The following is a 19,030-nucleotide window of genomic DNA, read 5'->3' on the forward strand; positions in this document are numbered from 1 at the left end:
GACCAAGGGGGTTCTGTGCCATTACCCCCGTTATCGATGGCCCATGCATGCACTGTTGCGATGCTCGCGAACACCTCCCGATGGTGCGGGCGACCAGTGGAGGGTCATCCGGCACCTACTTCGTCTCTTCCATCACCGCCTAAGTCGACGCCATGGATACCGAAGACTCACTTGTCGCAAGTATCGACCGCAATCTCGCCCCCTTTCGAAACCTTTGACCAACCTGTCCGGTAGTACAATCAAATGAGTCCCAGAAGAGCGAATCACGTGAGAAGAATCATGAAGAGCACTCCAATACGACTGCAACGAGACATTAGAATCGCTGTTACCCCCGGATCGGATGGCTTGATACGGCGCGCGGGTTCGCCAGGCTTGCCCTTTTGCTGATGCACGCGTCGTATATCCGGATGATCTATCACTCGGTCGCGCTATGGTCGTGGCTCATTTGGGTGAATAACTTAATGGGTCCGTATCGCATGCCGCTATTGATGTGCCTATCGGGACGCGCCCTGCGCAAACCCATCAAAGCCTTCTACTTGGGCAAGATGAGGGGACTCTTATGGCCCTATTTGCTGTAGGCCCCGTGGTGTTGTTCACGACGGGGAAGCTAAACCAGTTGGCGCGCCCCGCCGAGTGGATCCCCGTCACCTACACGTAGTTCTTCCTCTTCGTCTTCCTATACTATTGTCTGGCTCCCGCGCTCACACGCATTCCAGTTCTCGCAATCGTTTTTGCCACCCAAGTGCTGAGTTACTTCATTGTCGACCGTGGCTTCATCAGCGAGTTTCCTGCTCTCTGGATTCTTCTACTTAGGCCATTTCTTGGCGCAAAACAAGGGAAGGTTCTAAGACCGTGGCCACCTCGGCGGGATCATCTGCCTGCTCGTGTCCGTGGTCCTCAACGTCGCGACTTTGTCCGCACTTCTCGAGGTCCCCGCCTACGTATCTCCAGTCGTGGGCCGGATCGTAACCTTAACCGGCGTCGTCAGATTCATTTTGATTGCGTGGCAGCCCATAGTAGAGTTTTCTCTGCAACTACAATGGTGGTTGGCCCCGTGCGGCACATTGGTCGGCACTTCCTCGTGTTCTACGTGTCCCACTATCCCGCGATGGTCGCAACCTCCTACGTCGTAACGGTGCTCCTGGGAAGCCGACGTCCGGGCGTATCCTTGGTCTGTTGCCTGGTCACGGTTCTGCTGGCCGGTTGGTTACTCACATCGCTCCGCCGGTTCGCGTTGGTGGACGCGCTCTTCTCGGCACCCCGAACCCTTGAGCAGACGCGTCGAGCACAGCCGTAGTACCCCACCCCAAAAGCTTCTCGTTATTGAGGCCTCACGCACGCTTGCCACGTGGCCATACGTAGATCTGCACCACATCCGTGGAGCAACGGCAACCCGACTCTTAGCAAGCCGTTCGGAAGAACAGCACATTGATGGGACCCGAAAAGGTCTCGATGAGGCGGTCAATTATCCGAAGCCCTCTATCCTCGCAGCGTGTCAACCTTGTTGAGGATGCGTCGGCCCAGTCTCCTCATTGGCACCACAATCAGTCCCCGTCGCCTGCCGCGAGCACGACAACCGCGCAAATTGTGGGCCAGCTCGGACGATCCCCGCGATTCGGCAAAATCGACGACCTCATTCCAGAACCGAAGATCGTGATCGGTCAACGCCGGAAGTGAAACCTTGGAGAAATCAGGTATGGACGGGAAGGTGCGAGTCGAGGTGATGCCACATGCACGCAAGGCCGCCTGTGTTCTCAAGCACTTCTCGCACCTTCCGCAGTTCTCGCCGCCGGCCTGCGCCTGCCAACACACTCGCAAATCTTCGAGCCACTCGGGGTTTTCTGCGAGGAGCGCAATCTTTTCAGAACGTGTGAAGTCTGCTCCGTCGTGGCGCACTTCCAGCAGTGCGCTGGAAAGGAGGTGGTCGAGTTCAGGCGCCGATCCCCAACCAACTTGGGGGTCAGCATAGGTGTAGGAGCTTCCTACCAGGCCGACGGTGGGACTGTCGCACAATGCCGTCATCACTGCGACGAGCCCCGTCATGTGGGCGACCTCCCAATCCTGACCTGGCAAGGACCGGAAGTTGGTCCTGACGCCGACGAGGTCGACCCCTCGCCGATCCGCCGTCGCCTTAACCGGAGCGTAGGCCTTGTCAAAGGCTTTCTGGTCGGACAACGGCACGTCGAAACCGTGGACCAGAACCAAGCGTTGCAGCGGCGCCGACGCCTCACCCAAGCGCCGCTCATGGTGGCGCTTCAGCGTGAACGCGGCATCCACACCTCCGGAGAAAGCGGCCATCCCAGGAGAATCGCCGGGGACTTCTCCTTCGACGACGACCTCCGGTACGAAGCGCACGCGCCGGTACGCATTGGGCCGGTATTGTGCCATCGCGCCACTCCATTCCTCCATACCAATCAGCAGTCGGCGGGAAACGGGGCCGTGCACGGCGACATCCCCGCCGACGCTCATGAAGAAGAGAGCGGACATCAGCACCCATGGGTCAGCACCCGATGCGGTCGAGAGGGGGCCGTCAGTCTCCACGAACAACTCAGCCTTCTGGCCGTCGGAGCGGGTAAGCAGGCAGCTCCTCCTGCCGCTCCCGGCTTCCCCATCACGAAGCTCGATCTGATTGGCGGCCATATGGGTTTCCTCCCCATGCGATGTGACGTCAGGCACGGCGCTCAATCTACCGCACACAACGAATCTGGGCGCACATCACCATACCGCCGACCCCATACCCCGGGCATTACCCCATACAACGATCCTCACCGCGTCTCGCCATGCCGGGGCTGTGACGCGAGCAGATATCGAAGTCCTGTTTCGAGAGGCTTTCGACCATCGCCAACGCCGACTCAGACTGATGCCTGCAAATACCGGGGGAGGTTGATCAAGATGGTGACGTAGGTGTCGCCGCGATGAGTGTGACGAACATGCAGGCCATGTGCAGGTAGTTGGCCCCCGGTGCTTCCAACACCCATTGCCATGCGTCTCGTCTCAATCGTCGCGAGTAGGAACGCGGTGAAGCAGCGCGGTTGAGGGCTTAGGGTCAGACATATCCGCTGCCGGGGTCTCAACCGAGGGAACGTCCGTCAGGTCATGGACGCCACTGTCACACGGCAATCCGTGGCAACCGTAACGATGACACCCGCCGTCAGACTCGAACGGGCAACAGACACTGTAGAGGGGCAACTACCACCATTCCAGGAACCTCGCCGCCTGCCCAAGTTCGGGCAAGCGCCGTCCCACATCATCACCCGCGAAAACCCTTCAATCCTCCACGATTACCACCGCGCAGACTGAACGCAGAAGCAGGAGAATTAGCCAGAACCAGGTCTCTCAAACCTCAACCATTCAAGAACTAACGACACGGCAAACCAGTCTCTTGGCGGTTCGGAGCCAGACACCACCTCTAGAATATTTCCACCACAAACCTCTAAAAAATTCTTAATACGTACAATTCACGTTTTAGCACCGCACTTTACGCTTCACTCTTCCAAGCCCGTCCAAAAGGGTAACTCGAAGGAGTATGACCAGATAGTTGAAAGCATTACGGCGATGTCGCGAAAACAGCGCAATGATATTGCGGATTGCACCACCGCCTTTAGAGTCATGCTCCGCAATTTTTTTCTCCGCGAATTTTTGGTACCCCACGGGATCCTGTATGGTCGTCTCCCCCTCCCAGTCAGCCAGCCCGGGGCGAACTACCATGACATCCATGCCTTGAAATGGCCCCTGACGCCTGCTGCTAGTATCTCCGAACCCGTAATCATCAGCAACCCAGCTGACGCCCCCCAGAGCTTGAACAGCTCTTGCGTAGCGGCGACAGGCTCCGCGAGTTATCAGATAGAGTCCCGTCCCCGCCACCTTGTCTGCAGGATGTCCGCACCGACGGCCGTGACCCACTGGATCGGAGATTAGAGACAGCGCATAGCACTTCATCGAACGGCGAGTCCCAATAATCGGCTCGGAGAGTACCACCAAGTCTGCCCCCCTGCGCTCCATGACTCGAATAACCTTCCGCAGAACCTGGGCTATTTCCGGGATTGGCCGAGCGTCGTCCTCCGCGACAAGAAGTAGATCCTGAGAATCACCCGCTTCTTCCGCGAACTGGCTTATGACGGTAGCGTGGCTCATAGCACAGCCCATCTCCCCGGGCCGAGGTAAAGTCCCATATCTGGCACGGAAGCCCGCCATGGAGAAGCCCTCAGGAACTGTGCCGTCCCGAGTATCCACTGCATCAAAGCGGTGAAATTGAAAGCCATCCCAATCCGCGGCGTTAAACCCATCAAAACGCTCTGATCCAATGAGCGATATCACTACAGCTCGCGTAACCTTCACGTGTTCACCACCATTTTCCTAAAAGTGATAGGCGATTTGAAGCGTGAGAATCTTCAGAACAGATCGTAGCAGCAAAACCGGTGACGACGCTCCCACATCTTCCCAGCACGCATCAGTATCTCGAACGAGCAGGGGCCGTGCCTCATAGATTGTCGTCGGGAAACCCGCGGCCATGGCGCGCGAAAGATCAGGCCACGCACAGTCGAGCTTCCCCGCAACCCCATACTCAGCGTGCGATGCCCTAGCGTGCGGGTGTCCGCCGAGCAACCCTCATGAGGTTGCCGATCCACCACCCAGCCAGGGCGATCGCCAGGAACCCGCCGATGTCCCAGGCTGCATCGACCCACCCCATCGACGACAAGCCGCGAGCCTGCGCCACCCCTCCCAGGAAGACCGCATACCCAAAGGCAAAGAGGTTGTTGACGACGTGGGCGGCGACCCCGGCTTCCAGTCCACCTGTGACGATGACGAGCCATCCAGCAAGCAGTCCGAAGGCGAACCGGTCGGCAAACAGCCACGCATTCTGAGTGCCGTGCATCAGCGCGAAGATGAGGGCAGAGACGACGACCGAGAGCCACCGTCCCACCTTTTCCGGCAATGTCAAGGCCAGTGCCGAGATGACATTCATGAGATACCCCCGGAAAAACATCTCCTCAGCCAGGGCCTGGAAGGGCGATGTGATGATGATCGCCAGCAGCCACACCCACCAATTTCTGGGAACGGTGTAGTGAGCGTTGGCTCCCCCACGAACGAGCAATTGGGTCAGATTGAGCACAACAACGGCGACCAGAGCCACCAGCACACCAAAACGCCAGCGAATGCCCGGTTGGACTGATGCCACCCACCGCGGGGCGCGATGGTTGAGGTAGCGCGCCAACACCAGCACCACGGCGATGAGGCTTGCCAGGGCCAGGTGGGTGGCGATGAGACCTCCGACGGTGTGATAGCCGGCCGCGCGCTGGTAGTAGGCGTGGAAACCCTCACCGTCGGTGTGCTCCACGAGGAAACCGATGCCCAGGAAGGCGTACAACAGTCCTGGGACGACAATCGCGTACCCCAGTAACAGTCCGATGAGACCTAGCAGGCCGGGCCCCGGGCCAGCCGACGAATCGACAAGGACCCGGGTGTAGTCCACTCGCGGCTCAGGCTCGGTCACCGTCGAGCGGGCGGAGACGGCACGAGTCGCCATCAGGCCTCCACGACGGTGTTGGCCAGTGTTCCAATACCCTCGATCTCGACCTCGACGCGTTGGCCGGGTGCCATGGGTCCGACCCCAGCAGGAGTCCCAGTGAGGATGACATCGCCAGGCAGCAGGGTCATGAAGGACGACACATGGGAAATGAGCTCCGGAATGGTGTGCATCATCTGGTCAGTGTTGCCGTGCTGGACCTCCTCACCATCCAGACGCGTGACGATCTGGCGATGTGAAGCCTCAGCAACAGAGAAGTGGGTGACCATCCAAGGACCCAGTGGGCAGAAGGTGTCCGAGCCCTTCGCCCGCACCCAGTGTCCGTCAGAGTGTTGCAGGTCACGAGCGGTGACGTCGTTGGCCACAGTGAACCCAAAGATGACTTCCTGGGCCCTGTCCTGCGGGACGTCCTTGCAGATGCGGCCGATGACGATGGCCAGCTCGGCCTCGTAGTGCAGGTTCGAGGACGCGGCAGGTCTGACGATAGCCTCGTCAGGCCCGATGACCGAAGTGTTGGGCTTGAGGAACAGCAGTGGCCGGGACGGTACCTCGTTACCCAGTTCGCTGGCATGGTCGGCGTAGTTGCGGCCGACCCCGATGATCTTGGACCGCGGGATCACCGGGGACAGCAGGCGGACGTCGGCGAGGTCATGACGGGCACCGGTGTACTGGACCGGAGCCGCCACGGGGTCTCCCGTGATGACGGCAATGGTGTCGGGATGATCTCCCTGATCGGCGGCAAGTTCGACGATCCCGAAAGCGGGGTCGCCGCCAGCTGTGACAAACCGGGCAATACGCATGGGTCAAGAGTAGTGGCGATACCCGACACAGCTGGCGCATCCACTCACCACGAACGCGCCGGTACTGCCATACTTTCGGCCATGACCACCACGTACTCCGCCGTTGACCTCATCCGTGCCAAGCGCGAGGGTCAAACCCTCACCTCCGATCAGATCCGTTGGCTCATTCGCGCCTACACCGATGGCGTCGTCACTGACGAGCAAATGTCCGCCATGGCCATGGCCGTGTTCTTCCAGGGCCTGAACGACGAGGAGCTGTCGACCTGGACGACAGCCATGATCGAATCCGGCGAGCGGATGAGTTTCACAGGGCTGTCGCGTCCCACCGTCGACAAACATTCCACCGGCGGGGTCGGCGACAAGATCACCTTGCCGTTGGCTCCCCTCGTCGCTGCCTGCGGCGCAGCGGTGCCCCAGTTGTCTGGGCGCGGCCTGGGCCACACCGGCGGCACCCTCGACAAGATGGAGGCCATTCCAGGATGGCGGGCCGACCTCACCCATGACGAGATGGTTGCCCAGCTCGACACCGTCGGAGCCGTCATCTGCGCCGCCGGGCCCGGACTTGCCCCCGCGGACAAGAAGCTCTACGCCCTGCGCGACGTCACCGGCACCGTCGAGTCGATCCCCCTCATTGCCTCCTCCATCATGAGCAAGAAGATCGCCGAGGGCACAGACAGCCTCGTCCTGGACGTCAAGACCGGTTCGGGTGCATTCATGAAGACCGAGGAGGACGCCCGCGAGCTGGCCCGCCGCCTCGTCAGCCTGGGTGAGGCCGCCGGGGTGCGCACCACTGCCCTGCTGACCAGGATGGACGTCCCACTGGGGTATGCCTGCGGTAACGGCATCGAGGTCGCCGAGTCCCTCGAGGTGCTGGCGGGCGGTGGACCTACTGATGTTGTCGACCTCACCGTCGCCCTGGCCCGTCAGATGGTCACGGCCGCAGGTCTGGACGGCACCGACCCGGCTGACGTTCTGGCCAATGGCAAGGCCATGGATGTGTGGCGCGACATGGTTCGCGCCCAGGGCGGCGATCCCGACGCACCGTTGCCAGTGGCCCACCATTGCCAAGACGTCATCGCGACCAAGGCTGGCGTCGTCACCGAAGTTGACGCCATGGCCGTCGGCCTGGCCGCCTGGCGTCTGGGGGCAGGCCGAGCCCGCAAGGAAGATCCCGTGCAGGCCGCCGCCGGGGTCATGCTGCGCGTTCGTCCCGGGGATCGTGTCGTCGCTGGTCAACCACTGGCCACCCTGCTCACTGACACCCCAGACGCCATCTCGCGTGCCGAGGAGGCCCTGGCCGACGCCTTCACCCTCGCAGAGTCCTTTCAGCCCCGCGACATCATCGTCGACACCATCACCGCCTGAGGAGTCAGCAGACTCGCTTGAGCCAGCCGCGCGTGTCCTCGGCGCGTCCGAACTGAATGTCGAGCAGGCGGCGACGGATCTCCATCGTCGCCTTGCCGGTCGGCTCGGCAACCTGCACCTCGTTGTCACCGTCGAGGAAGGCCCCGATCGGGGTGACGACCGCTGCGGTACCGCAGGCAAAGACCTCCGGGAACTGTCCCGAGCGCACCCCGTCAAGCATCTCGTCGATGCCAAGCCTGCGCTCCACTGGCTCCAGCCCGAGATCTGGGGCCACCTCGAGGATCGACTTGCGGGTGATGCCACGCAGGATGGTCCCAGTCAGTTCTGGGGTGATGAGCTGGCCGTCCTTGCTGATGGCCATGAAGTTCATGCCGCCCAGTTCCTCGATCCAGCGGTGCTCGACCGCATCGACGAACAGCACCTGGTCGCAGCCACGGGCGCGAGCCTCGATCTGGGAACGCAGCGACGCGGCGTAGTTGCCACCGCACTTCGCCTCGCCAGTGCCACCGGGAGCGGTACGAGCCTGCTCGCGCTCGACGAGGATTCGCAGCGGCTTGATTCCCCCGACGAAGTAGGCGCCGACCGGGGATCCGATGACACAGAACAGCACCGTCGACGCGGGGGCGAGACCGAGGAAGTCCTGATTGGCAATCATGAACGGACGCAGGTACAGGGACTTCTCACCGTCGGCCCCGGGCTCGGGAACCCAACGGGAGTCAACCTCGGACAGCCGCACACAAGCGTTGACGAAATCGTCAACCGGCAGGGTGGGCAGGGCGAGACGCTGCGCCGACAGGGCAAAACGCTCAGCATTCTGGTCGGGACGGAAGAGCCACACGGACCCGTCGGCGTGACGGTAGGCCTTGAGGCCCTCGAAAATCTCCTGCGCGTAGTGAAGAACAGCGCTCCCCGGATTGAGGCCCAGACTGCGGTAATTGACGACGGCGTCGTCTCCCCAGCCCTTGTCGGCCTGCCAGGTGGCAACAGCCATGTGATCGATGAAGACCTCACCAAAACGGGGGTTGGCATGTTCCAGCGCGATCTCCTCGTCGCGGGACCACGTCAGATCGTCAGCAGAAGCAAAGCGCAAACTCATGGCCACACATTACACCGCAGGCCAGTCCACGCTCCGACTCACGACGTCACGTGATCGCCTCGCGGACCATTTCGGGGAGGGTTTCGACAATGACGAACGACATGATCTCCCTACTGGCACAATGTGGGCCGTGCTACCCATTCCCGATATTCCTGAACCGGTGACGAAAGCCCTCCACAATGCGCTGGAGATGGGCTACTTCACCACCACCCGTAATGAGACCGGCCGTTTCATGGCCACCTTGGCGGCGGGGGTGCATGGTTCCATCGGGGAATGCGAAACGGGGTCTGGTGCCGGAGCCGCCTGGCTGCGCCTGGGTGCCCGCAAGCGCACCAAGGTCATCAGCTACGAGCCCGATCCGACCCTGTGTGCCCGCGCCCGCGACGTCCTGGCTGATCTCGACATTGACATCATTGAGGGCACCTGGGACGACCTGCTGGAACGAGGACCTTTCGGCCTGCTCTCAGTACCGATTCGAGTGGCTCAGGTGCGCCCGGTCGACGAGATCCTCAAAGCGGTCGCTGTGGGCGGTCTGGTCGTCATCGACGACATGCGCCCCAGTCACGGATTTCCCCCGCGCGACATCAACGGCACCGTCGACACGACCAGGCTCGCGTGGCTGACTCATCCGAAGGTCCATGCCACCGAGATTCAACTGGCCGCTGACATGGCGGCCATCGTCGCATGCCGCCTGTCGCCGCGCGGCTGAGACACCACTGGCCGATCCTGCCGCAGTCGCCACGGGGACCCGTGGACGCCCACAGCTGCCCAACCGTGGCGCAGCCACAGATGCTCAACCGTGGCGCAGCTGCCCAGCGCCCTCAGAAAGCGCGGCTACCCCCGGCCCAGTCCTCGTCAGTGGACAATCGGGAGTACATCGCGCCAATCTGCTTGCCAGTGCTTTCGATCGGGTGGTTGGCCCGGTCCTCACGCAGCTTCGTGAGTTCCGGGGCACCGGCGTTCTGATCGTCAATGAAGCGCTTGGCAAAGGCACCCGTCTGGATGTCGTCCAGGACGGCCCTCATGTTTTCCTTGACGTGGTCGTCGACGATGCGAGGGCCGGACACGTAGTCGCCGTATTCAGCGATCTCGCCCATCGACCGGCGCAGCTTGGAGAGTCCGCCCTCGATGAAGAGATCGACGATGGTGTTCATCTCGTGGCAAACCTGGACGTAGGCCATCTCCGGCTGGTAACCGGCGTCGACGAGGGTCTGGAAGCCGGCCTCGACGAGGTGGGTCAAGCCACCCAGTACGGTCTGTTCACCGAAGAGGTTGGTCTCGGTCTCCTCACGGAAAGTGGTCTCGATGCCGCCAGCTCGCAGACCACCAAGGGCCTTGGCGTAGGACGTGGTGAGGTCCCAGGCTGCGCCAGAAGCATCCTGCCCGACGCAGACCAGCACGGGGACGCCGCGGCCGTCGGCGTACTCGCGACGCGCGATGTGGCCGGGGGTCGTCAGGGCGACCATGCTGACGTCGACCCCCTCGGGGGCCGTGATGTAGCCGAAGTGGACGTTGAGACCATGGGCGAAGAAGAGGGCGTCGCCGTGCTCGAGGTGCGGGGCAATCTGCTCGGAGTACAGCTGAGGCTGATCCTGGACGGGGGCCAGGACCATGATGACGTCGGCCTCCTGGCACGCCTGATCGATGGGGAGCACACGCAGACCCTCAGCCTCGGCCTCGGCAATCGCCGAGGAGCCCTCCGGCAGACCAACACGCACGTCAACGCCGGAGTCGCGCAGGTTGAGGGCGTGGGCATGTCCCTGGGAGCCGTAACCGATGATGGCAACCTGGCGGTCCTGGATGATGGACAGGTCGGCGTCGTCGTTGTGGTAAATCGTGGCCATCGCGTGGTCTCCTTGTGGTGGTTGTGTCTTGTGAGCCCTCACTTGTCTGACTCCCCGGCCACCAGCGCGGCGACCTCCTCGAGTCGACGCCGTGGCAGGGTCGAACGAATGGCATTGATGCCCGGCTCGCGGTCGTAGCGCGGAATGACATGCACGTGAAGATGATGGACGCTCTGACCAGCCACCTCGCCGGCGTTGGAAACGATGTTGACCCCAGATGCCCCCAGGGAATCAACGAGGTGGCGGGCCACCTTCGTCACCATCGGACTGATACGAGCCAACTCCCCGTCGTCGTCGAGAGCGCTCGTGACATGCTTTCGCGGAATGACGAGGGTGTGGCCGTCCTGGAAGGGCTCGATGTCGAGGAATGCGACCGAGGTGTCGTCAGAATCAACGATCATCGCAGGGATGTCCCCCGCAGCAATTGAGCAGAAAAGGCAGTCCATGAATCATGACTACCACAACGGCCCTGTCTCATGGCGCCGTTCGCTCAGCGGACCTCGAAGCCGGCCTCACGCAGCCCGTCCTTGACCTGGGCAATGGTCAGGGTGCGGTAGTGGAACACGGACGCGGCCAGGACTGCATCAGCACCGGCTCTCACCGCCGCGACGAAGTCGGACACCGTGCCAGCACCACCCGAGGCAATGAGTGGAACCTCGACAGCCTGACGCACCGCCTCGATCATCTCGATGTCGAAACCTTCGGTGGTGCCGTCAGCGTCCATGGAGTTGAGCAGGATCTCGCCGGCTCCTCTGTCAACAGCCTGGCGGGCCCACTCGACGGCATCGAGCCCGGCCGAACGGCGTCCACCGTGAGTCGTCACCACGAAGCCGGAGGGCTGGGCCGGATCCCGGCGAGCGTCGACCGACACCACGATGACCTGATTGCCGAATCGGTCCGCGATCTCGTCGATGATCGCCGGGGTGGCGATGGCTGCCGTGTTGATCCCCACCTTGTCGGCACCGGAACGCAGGAGGACGTCGACGTCGTCAACCCCACGTACCCCGCCGCCCACCGTCAGGGGCACGAACACCGTCTCTGCGCATCTGGTCACCATCTCGCGGGTGGTGGCTCGCCCCTCGGTTGAGGCCGAGATGTCGAGAAACGTCACCTCGTCGGCACCCTTGCGTCCGTACTCAGCCGCCAATTCCACCGGATCGCCGGCATCACGCAGACCAGAGAAGTTGATCCCTTTGACGACTCGTCCGTCCTTGACGTCGAGACACGGGATGACACGCACAGCCACAGACATGGCCACAGGCTACCGGCCAAGCTCCTGGGTCCGGTGGGGCAACCGGCAGGTTGCGTCTCATTCCTCCTGGCGATCCATGGTGACGACCCCGCGCTGCATGGCACCCACCACCTGTCGGCAGGTGTGAGCGAGATCCTCAGACACTCCCGCCTGTGCGATCTGGCCGGCCAGATCACAGACCTGACGCACCCGACGCACGAAGTCACCGGCACTCATGTCGTCAAGGACCGTCTCCAGGCCGGCCCCGGCAGCCCAGGCATAGGCCGTTTCGGCAAATCCGATGTCCAGATCGCGGGGACGCTCGATACGGTGATCGCGCTCCAGCAGACCGATCTCGGCTCGCACCGCTCGAAGCTGAGATTCCGCCGACTCGCTGGCGTGGTCAGGCATACGGTGCACGCGGCCGCGATCACCAGGACGAGATTCGTGGACGATGGTCGACAACACCGCAGCCAACTGGGGGTAGTCCAGGTCGTCAAAGACGCCACGTCGAATGGCCTCGACGGTCACCAGGTCGAGCTCGGAGTAAATCCCAGACAGCATCCGACCGGCATCCGTGACGTCGTCTCCCCCCTCCCCGAGATATCCCAGCGCCTCCAGGACGAGCACGATCCGCTCGAACTGGGTCGCGATGGACGTGGCTTTGGCGCGGGCTTTGGCCAGCTCTCGTTCACTGCGCCGCGTCAGCCTCATGGCACGCTCGGCAAAACGAGCGTGGGATTCCCGATCCGGGCAGGAATGACAGGGGTGTTGCCTCATCTGAGCTCTCAGCTCGCGGATGCGATCAGCCAGGTCCGCGTTGACCTCGGGGCGTTTCGGTGGAATGACTGGCTGCCCCAGACCGTCAAGGACGCGATCAAAGGCCTTGCCCAAGGATCGTCGATCGCTGCGATTTCCGGGGGAGAAATGACGCGGGACCTTGACCCCGGCAACCCGCTTAACGGGAGCATCGATGTCGCCAGAACCAAGGCGAATCACGGTGCGATCCGGGGTCATGACCAGGGGGTGCGGATACTGACCCCGTTTTCCGTGCGTACCGGGATCGATGACGACAACCCACCCGGCGTGTGGGCCAGACGGCACGGCGATGACGTCACCAGGATCGAGGCGGGACAGGGAATCGGCGACCTGGCTGGGCCGCTCCCCCTTGCGCAGGCGAGCCTGCTCATGTTCCAGCTCGCTGATCTCCTCGCGCATACGGGCGTATTCCGCGAAGTCGCCATGCTCGCAGTGGGCCGCCTTGAGATAGGCGTCGATCTCGGACTGGGTGTGACGGCTACGTACCGCCGACCCGCCCAGCCTGCGATCGGTCTGGAATTGGGCAAAGGAGTGTTCCAGAAGGTCACGGGCCTTCTCGCGTCCCATCGACCCGACGAGATTGACAGCCATGTTGTAGGTCGGCACGAAGGCCGAATTGAGCGGATAGGTCCGTCGGGAGGCCAGGCCTGCCACCGCACGAGGATCCATGCCAGCCTGCCAGCACACGACCGCATGTCCTTGGGTGTCGATGCCTCGGCGTCCGGCACGACCTGTGAGCTGGGTGTACTCGCCGGGTGTGATGTCGGCGTGGGTCTGTCCGTTGTACTTGACGAGCTTTTCCAACACGACCGTGCGAGCAGGCATGTTGATGCCCAGGGCCAGGGTCTCGGTGGCCACAACGACCTTGAGCAACCCGGCGACAAACCCTTCCTCGACGATCGCCTTGAGCACCGGCAGCAACCCCGCATGGTGGGCAGCGATACCGCGCTCGAAAGCAGCCAGGAAGTGGTTCCAGCCCACCGCACGACGCTCCTCGTCGGTCAACCCCTCACCGTGGCGTTGCGCGATGCGGCGCAGTTGGCGGGCTTCCTCTTGACTCGTGAGCACCACATCGGTGTTGAGCAATTGGCTGACGGCGCCGTCGCATCCGGCCCGGGAGAACACGAAGATGATGGCGGGCAGCAGGTTGGCCTTCTGGAGGGAGCGCACGACCTGAATGCGGCTGGGCTGGTTACGCGGACCGCGCGGCCTGTCACGGCCCCCTCGTCCTCGGCGCTGGGCGGAAGCCCCACCAAACTGGCCACTGCCGTAGGAAACACTGCGTTTCCCCTTGCCAGAGCGCCCTCGGGGGCGACGGGCATCGTCACGCTGGAACCTGGACTCCTGCTTGGCGATGGAGACCAGCTCCGGATTGACCTCGGTGGGACGGTCGGGATCGAAGAGATCATGGAGACCTCGCCCAACGGCCACGTGCTGGGTCAACGGGACGGGACGACGCTCGGAGACGACGACTCGAACATCACCGCGCACCTCGTCCAGCCACTCCCCGAACTCCTCGGCGTTGGAGACGGTCGCCGAGAGCCCGACGATCTTGACCTGCGGATCCAGGCCGAGGATGACCTCCTCCCAGACCGGGCCACGGAAACGGTCGGCCAGATAGTGCACCTCGTCGAGGACGACCCAGCCCAGGGTGTCCAGAGTGCTGGAATTGCGGTAGATCATGTTCCGCAACACCTCCGTCGTCATGACGACGACAGGGGCTTGGGAGTTGATGGTGATGTCGCCGGTGAGCAGACCCACCTGATCCGCGCCGTGACGGGCCACCAGGTCATGGAATTTCTGGTTGGACAGAGCCTTGATGGGGGTGGTGTAGAAGCACTTGAGCCCCGATGCCAGGGCCAAATGCGTCGCGTACTCCCCGCCCACCGTCTTACCAGCGCCTGTCGGGGCCGCCACGAGGACCCCGGCACCGTCGTCGAGATCCTGACAGGCCGTCACCTGGTAGTCGTCAGGTTTGAAGGACAGCCCCGCGATGAACCGGTCAAGAGTCTCGCTCATGACTCCAACCTAGCCGCCGGGGACGACTGTCACGCCAGACCGACGAGGTTGACAGCGCCGGGACGGGCGACGACGGTCAATGGAACGTCACCAATCTCCTCTCCGTCGGCCATCGCAAACATGTCGTCCCCATCGACGTCAACGCGCTGGGCACGCAGGGTTTCCACGAAGTCCATGCGGGAGAGCTTGCCGGCATACAGCAGGGGCAGGTAGCCCAGCAGGGTGCGGCGCGAAACGGCATGGATGATGGTGATGTCGAGCAACCCGTCGACGACGCTTGCCGTCGGGCAGACCCTCATGCCGCCACCGAAATGACCACCGTTGCCAATGGCGATGAGCATGGCGTCAAGCTCGCGATACTGCCCGTCGACACTGATCCGGTAGTGCTTGGGCGAGAAGTCGGCCAGGGCGGAGAGCGCAACCCAGCCGTAACTGAGCGGGCCGAACTTCGTCGTCATGTGATTGGTGCGTCGATTGACGATCGCGTCATATCCAGTGGAGACGACACATCCCACCCAGCAATGCCCGCCGTACACGTTGCCCGTGACCTCGGCGAGGTCGATGGGAGTGACCTGATCCGCCACGATGCGTTTGATGGCCTCGTCGACCCTGGATGGAAGGCCGACAGATGAGGCGAAGTCATTTCCGGTTCCTGACGGCACGATGCCCAACCGGATCCTCGTCCCGGCGAGATGGTTGAGCCCCAGGTGGACCATGCCGTCACCTCCCATGACGACGACGCGATCCCCCTCACCGTCGCAGGCGGCGAGCTCGGCCAATGCCTGCTCAGCATGTTGAAAACTGGTGGTGCGCACGACATCGACGTCACCGAAGGCACTGCGCAACCGTGCCGTCACCCAGGGTTCAAGGCGATGGGCACGACCGCCTCCAGCTGCGGGATTGACCAGGAGTCGGGTCGTCATGCGGCGCACTCCTGCCGCGTCACACGGTTTGGCACGAGTCAGTCGATCTGGATGTCGAATTCAGACTTGTCGATGCCCAGGCCGTCAGTTTTGCGTTTGCGCTCATTGCTGCGGCAAATCCACTCGGCAATGACGTACATGATGCTCAGCGGGACGGCCAACGCACACATGGAGATGGGGTCACCAGAGGGATTGACGAAGGCACCCAGGCAGAAGAACCCGAAGATGGACCACTTGCGAGCCGCCTTCAACTGTGCTGACGACAGCACCTGGACCAAGTTGAGCAACACCAGGACCACTGGAAGCAGGAAGCTCACACCGAACAGCAGGATGACACGGATTTCCAGGGCCAGGAAGGCATTCATGTCGAGCAGGTTGGTGATGCCCATGCCGTGAGGAGTGAAGTTCAGCATCAGGGTGATGCCCTTGGGAAGCACCCAATATCCCAGCGCCGAACCAATGAGGAACAGGGGAATGGCCGATCCCAGGAATCTCAGCGCCCACTTCTTCTCGTTGACGAGCAGGCCAGGCACGATGAAGGCCCAGATCTCGTACAGCCAGATCGGACATGCCGCGATGAGTCCGGCCACGACGGCCACCCTCATGTTCAACACGAACGGGGCGACGACACCGGTATTGACAACCTGGAGGGACGCGGTCGGGTTCTTGTCCTTGATCGCGTTGCTGGCCTGCTGGTAGGGATACATGATGATCTCGACGAGCGGCCGGTAGAACACGAAGGCCACGGAGCTTGTGATGACCACCGCGATGAACGACACGATGATCCGGTAACGGATCTCCCGGACGTGATCCAGGAGCGACATCGTGCCGCCCTCCCCGGCCTGGGGAGGACGGAACCGAGCGAACCGACGGTGATCCTCACCGTCGGTCTGTGGCGCCTCGGCCTGCTCGACCGGAGTATCCGTGGCCATGAGTTGACTCACTCAGTCGTGGTGTTCTGGTCCTTGACGACGTCAGCCTCGACGGCCTTGATGTCCTTCTCAGCCTGCTTGTCCTTGACCTTGTCAAGACCGGCGGTCTCTTCCTTGAACTCACGGATGGCTCGACCAGCACCCTTGCCAACGCCGGCGATGCGGGAACCACCGAAGAGAATGAGAGCGAGGAAGACGATGATGATGATGGTCATCTCGTTCGCGATGAGCAGAGGAGCCATTGCGGCTGTCCTTCCATACTTGGCCAGCGCCCGTTCCCGTACGACACAGGCGGCACGCCAACTCGACGATCGGCGTTCAGGCTACCACGCAACGTCGGTGTGACCTCATTTACTCCTGCCCTGGAGTGGTGTCGAGATCGTCCAGGATCCCGGCCAACTCGTCGAGCCGGCCGGTGACGTGTTCCACCTCGCTCAGCAGTGCGGCGGCTTTGCGCCACAACCAGATCGTGCCGACCACGACCTCCACGACAAGCAGGACGAATGCGAGGACAAGAGCCCATATCCACCACATCAGGACTCGCCCCCGACCTGTTCCGGTGGCAGTTCAATGCCATTGGCTGCGGCTGCGGCGCGCGCCAACTGAATCGCCGGACCAGCCGCGCGCGGCGGATCAACGGCGAGGAGATCAGGGCCCAGACCCACCATGAGTTCGGCAAGCCAGGTCGGTGAGGCGACGGCAAACGTCACCTTCCACACCTCCCCGTCCTTCTCGACGTGACGCACCGGGTGGTATTCGGCGACCCACCCGGCCCGGGGGGCCAAGGTCAGGGTCACTTCGTCGACGACATCGGAAAACCACTCAAGGGTCTCAGGCGGACGGCCATGATTGGTGGCGTGGCCCACCCTCTTCCCGGTCACGATGCGGTCCAGACGCCAGGTTCGCCACTGCTTGCGAGCCATCGACCACCCGACGAGGTAGCGATGACCGTCACGAACCTCCACCCGGACAGGGTCGACGACCTGAGTGTGGGGGGTCGGGTCGTCGCCTCGCTTGTGGACGATCTCGATGCGCCACTTGTTGGCGCAAGCCCCGGTGAACCACTCCGAACGCGGGTCGTAATCGGCCTCCACGCTGGCCTCCACCGGGTCTGCACCAAACGGCGGACACACCTGGCGCAGCTTCTCAACTGCCGACGTCACGGCAGGACGAACGGTGTCGTCAGCCAGATCGGAGATGACCTGCAGGGCAGCCAGCAGGGACCACGCCTCGTCGGGGGTCAGACGCATGGGACGCGGCAAGGCGTCGGCATTGGTGATCGTGATGGTGCCGTCGGAGTCGACGGCGTCCATGTCGATGTCGATGAGGTCGTCCGGCATGCCGCCGGGCAAGCCGACCATCCACAAGATCTTGAGATCAGCGATCACCCGGTCAGTGGTCACTCCGAAGACCCGAGCAACCTCGGTGACGGCGACTCCAGGATGGGAACGCAAGTACGGGATGAGCGCGAGCAGTCGGGCTGTATCAGTGCGCGCAGTCATGAGGCGTCCTCCTCCAACCGCACAACGGCCTGAATGCGCTCTGCGAGCACCTCGCGAGCCTTCTCGGGGCCCAGCAGGACGATGCGTCCCCCGGCGCGCAACACCGTGGTGGCGGCCTCGTCATATCCGCCGAACCCTCCGGTGACGACCTCGTACCCCTCGGGGACAGGCCCGTCCCACCCGGTGCGAGTCGTCATGACCCCCAGACGCACACCCGGTGCGACGGCCATGGTGACGTCGACCTCTTCGGGCTCGGGGGGTTCCAGGCGATTGAGGTGGGATGCAATGACCTCAGGTTCGGGGCTGGTGACGGTGCCGGGCTCCCCTACGGTTGTCACAGCAGAACTGATCCTCGAGAGTCGGAACAGGCGCGGCTCGTCAAGGTCGACGTCGCGTCCGACGAGGTACCAACGCCCCCGACGCAGAGCCATCCGCCACGGGTCGACGGTGCGCTGCTTACCCCCTCGGTAGCCGAACCGTACCTGGGAGCGGTCGATGGTGGCCCGCCACAGATCGGAGAAGGATGGCGCGTCAGCACCTGTGACGACCTGCGTGGCAATACCGGCCTCGGTATCGGGCTCGACACCAGCAGCCCGCAACTTCACCAGGGCGGAGGTGGAGGATTCATCGAGAACGGACTCCCGCCACACTCTGGCGGCGGTGGCCAGCGCGTCAGCCTCAGCCTGGGTGAACTGCACGGGAGGAAGCTCGACGTCTGCGCGAGGGATGCGGTAACCGACCTCGTCGCCGAAGAAGGTGTCGAGGGTCACCGACTCCACAGTGATGCCGATGCGACGCAGTTCCTCCTTGTCCCGCTCGAAGGAGCGTTGGAATGCGACCTCGGAGACCTTGCGATAATCCTCGATCATGTCGCGCAGCTGGGCACGAGTGAGCGGACGGTCAGTGACCAGCAGAGCGATGACAAGGTTGACCAACCTCTCCGAACGCTGCGCAGCCATCGGCACCCTCCTT

General features: G+C 62.7%; 17 protein-coding genes. 3 read left to right on the forward strand and 14 right to left on the reverse strand.

The features are described 5' to 3' along the window. Positions 1–386: 386 nt before the first annotated feature. Positions 387–578 (forward strand): hypothetical protein, encoded by a 192-nt coding sequence (locus tag O6R08_RS11435; RefSeq protein ID WP_408640100.1) that lies wholly within the window; start codon positions 387–389, stop codon positions 576–578. A 901-nt stretch (positions 579–1,479) separates the two neighbouring features. Here O6R08_RS11435 and O6R08_RS06160 read toward each other — a convergent pair. From O6R08_RS06160 to O6R08_RS06170, 3 genes are all read right to left on the reverse strand, one after another. Beyond that, positions 1,480–2,493 carry a hypothetical protein gene (locus O6R08_RS06160; RefSeq protein ID WP_271417347.1) on the reverse strand — a complete coding sequence of 338 codons (1,014 nt, stop codon included), beginning with the start codon at positions 2,491–2,493 and terminating at the stop codon, positions 1,480–1,482. A gap of 2,086 nt (positions 2,494–4,579) precedes the next feature. After that, the gene (locus O6R08_RS06165; protein ID WP_271417348.1) at positions 4,580–5,527 is read right to left on the reverse strand and encodes a CPBP family intramembrane glutamic endopeptidase; all 948 of its coding nucleotides are present in this window, start codon (positions 5,525–5,527) and stop codon (positions 4,580–4,582) included. Then, the gene (locus O6R08_RS06170; protein WP_271417349.1) at positions 5,527–6,327 is read right to left on the reverse strand and encodes a fumarylacetoacetate hydrolase family protein; all 801 of its coding nucleotides are present in this window, start codon (positions 6,325–6,327) and stop codon (positions 5,527–5,529) included. The genes O6R08_RS06165 and O6R08_RS06170 overlap by 1 nt, the downstream gene beginning before the upstream one ends. 81 nt (positions 6,328–6,408) lie before the next feature. Here O6R08_RS06170 and O6R08_RS06175 point away from each other — a divergent pair, with 81 nt between their 5' ends. Next, positions 6,409–7,692, forward strand: coding sequence for a thymidine phosphorylase (locus O6R08_RS06175; protein ID WP_271417350.1), 1,284 nt, complete (start codon positions 6,409–6,411; stop codon positions 7,690–7,692). 4 nt (positions 7,693–7,696) lie between these two features. On the opposite strand, the gene O6R08_RS06180 is transcribed toward O6R08_RS06175, so the two are convergent. Next, on the reverse strand, positions 7,697–8,788 hold the full coding sequence (locus O6R08_RS06180; RefSeq protein WP_271417351.1) for a branched-chain amino acid aminotransferase: 1,092 nt from the start codon (positions 8,786–8,788) through the stop codon (positions 7,697–7,699). A gap of 130 nt (positions 8,789–8,918) precedes the next feature. Between O6R08_RS06180 and O6R08_RS06185 the strand changes: the two genes are divergently transcribed. After that, positions 8,919–9,497 carry an O-methyltransferase gene (locus O6R08_RS06185; protein ID WP_271417352.1) on the forward strand — a complete coding sequence of 193 codons (579 nt, stop codon included), beginning with the start codon at positions 8,919–8,921 and terminating at the stop codon, positions 9,495–9,497. Positions 9,498–9,609: 112 nt separating this feature from the next. Here O6R08_RS06185 and ilvC read toward each other — a convergent pair whose 3' ends face one another. From ilvC to O6R08_RS06235, 10 genes are all read right to left on the reverse strand, one after another. Beyond that, positions 9,610–10,632: a ketol-acid reductoisomerase gene (gene ilvC / locus O6R08_RS06190; protein ID WP_271417353.1), complete on the reverse strand. Its 1,023-nt coding sequence runs from the start codon at positions 10,630–10,632 to the stop codon at positions 9,610–9,612. 38 nt (positions 10,633–10,670) lie between these two features. Continuing rightward, positions 10,671–11,078 (reverse strand): HIT family protein, encoded by a 408-nt coding sequence (locus O6R08_RS06195; protein ID WP_271417354.1) that lies wholly within the window; start codon positions 11,076–11,078, stop codon positions 10,671–10,673. Positions 11,079–11,122: 44 nt separating this feature from the next. Beyond that, the gene (gene hisF, locus O6R08_RS06200; RefSeq protein ID WP_271417355.1) at positions 11,123–11,884 is read right to left on the reverse strand and encodes an imidazole glycerol phosphate synthase subunit HisF; all 762 of its coding nucleotides are present in this window, start codon (positions 11,882–11,884) and stop codon (positions 11,123–11,125) included. Between the two features lie 57 nt (positions 11,885–11,941). Then, on the reverse strand, positions 11,942–14,701 hold the full coding sequence (locus O6R08_RS06205) for a DEAD/DEAH box helicase (RefSeq protein ID WP_271417356.1): 2,760 nt from the start codon (positions 14,699–14,701) through the stop codon (positions 11,942–11,944). A 29-nt stretch (positions 14,702–14,730) separates the two neighbouring features. Beyond that, the gene (locus tag O6R08_RS06210; protein WP_271417357.1) at positions 14,731–15,624 is read right to left on the reverse strand and encodes a diacylglycerol/lipid kinase family protein; all 894 of its coding nucleotides are present in this window, start codon (positions 15,622–15,624) and stop codon (positions 14,731–14,733) included. 38 nt (positions 15,625–15,662) lie between these two features. Beyond that, positions 15,663–16,556: a twin-arginine translocase subunit TatC gene (gene tatC / locus O6R08_RS06215; RefSeq protein WP_271417358.1), complete on the reverse strand. Its 894-nt coding sequence runs from the start codon at positions 16,554–16,556 to the stop codon at positions 15,663–15,665. Between the two features lie 8 nt (positions 16,557–16,564). Continuing rightward, complete coding sequence (locus tag O6R08_RS06220) at positions 16,565–16,798, reverse strand: twin-arginine translocase TatA/TatE family subunit (protein WP_271417359.1); 234 nt, start codon at positions 16,796–16,798, stop codon at positions 16,565–16,567. A gap of 109 nt (positions 16,799–16,907) precedes the next feature. Then, positions 16,908–17,090: a hypothetical protein gene (locus tag O6R08_RS06225; RefSeq protein ID WP_271417360.1), complete on the reverse strand. Its 183-nt coding sequence runs from the start codon at positions 17,088–17,090 to the stop codon at positions 16,908–16,910. Beyond that, complete coding sequence (locus O6R08_RS06230) at positions 17,090–18,058, reverse strand: WYL domain-containing protein (protein ID WP_271417361.1); 969 nt, start codon at positions 18,056–18,058, stop codon at positions 17,090–17,092. The genes O6R08_RS06225 and O6R08_RS06230 overlap by 1 nt, the downstream gene beginning before the upstream one ends. After that, on the reverse strand, positions 18,055–19,017 hold the full coding sequence (locus tag O6R08_RS06235) for a helix-turn-helix transcriptional regulator (RefSeq protein ID WP_271417362.1): 963 nt from the start codon (positions 19,015–19,017) through the stop codon (positions 18,055–18,057). Before O6R08_RS06235 ends, O6R08_RS06230 begins: the two co-directional genes overlap by 4 nt. Between the last annotated feature and the right edge of the window lie 13 nt (positions 19,018–19,030).

Origin of the sequence: Cutibacterium equinum, from assembly GCF_028021195.1 — a bacterium.
GTDB classification, from domain to species: Bacteria; Actinomycetota; Actinomycetes; order Propionibacteriales; family Propionibacteriaceae; genus Cutibacterium; species Cutibacterium equinum.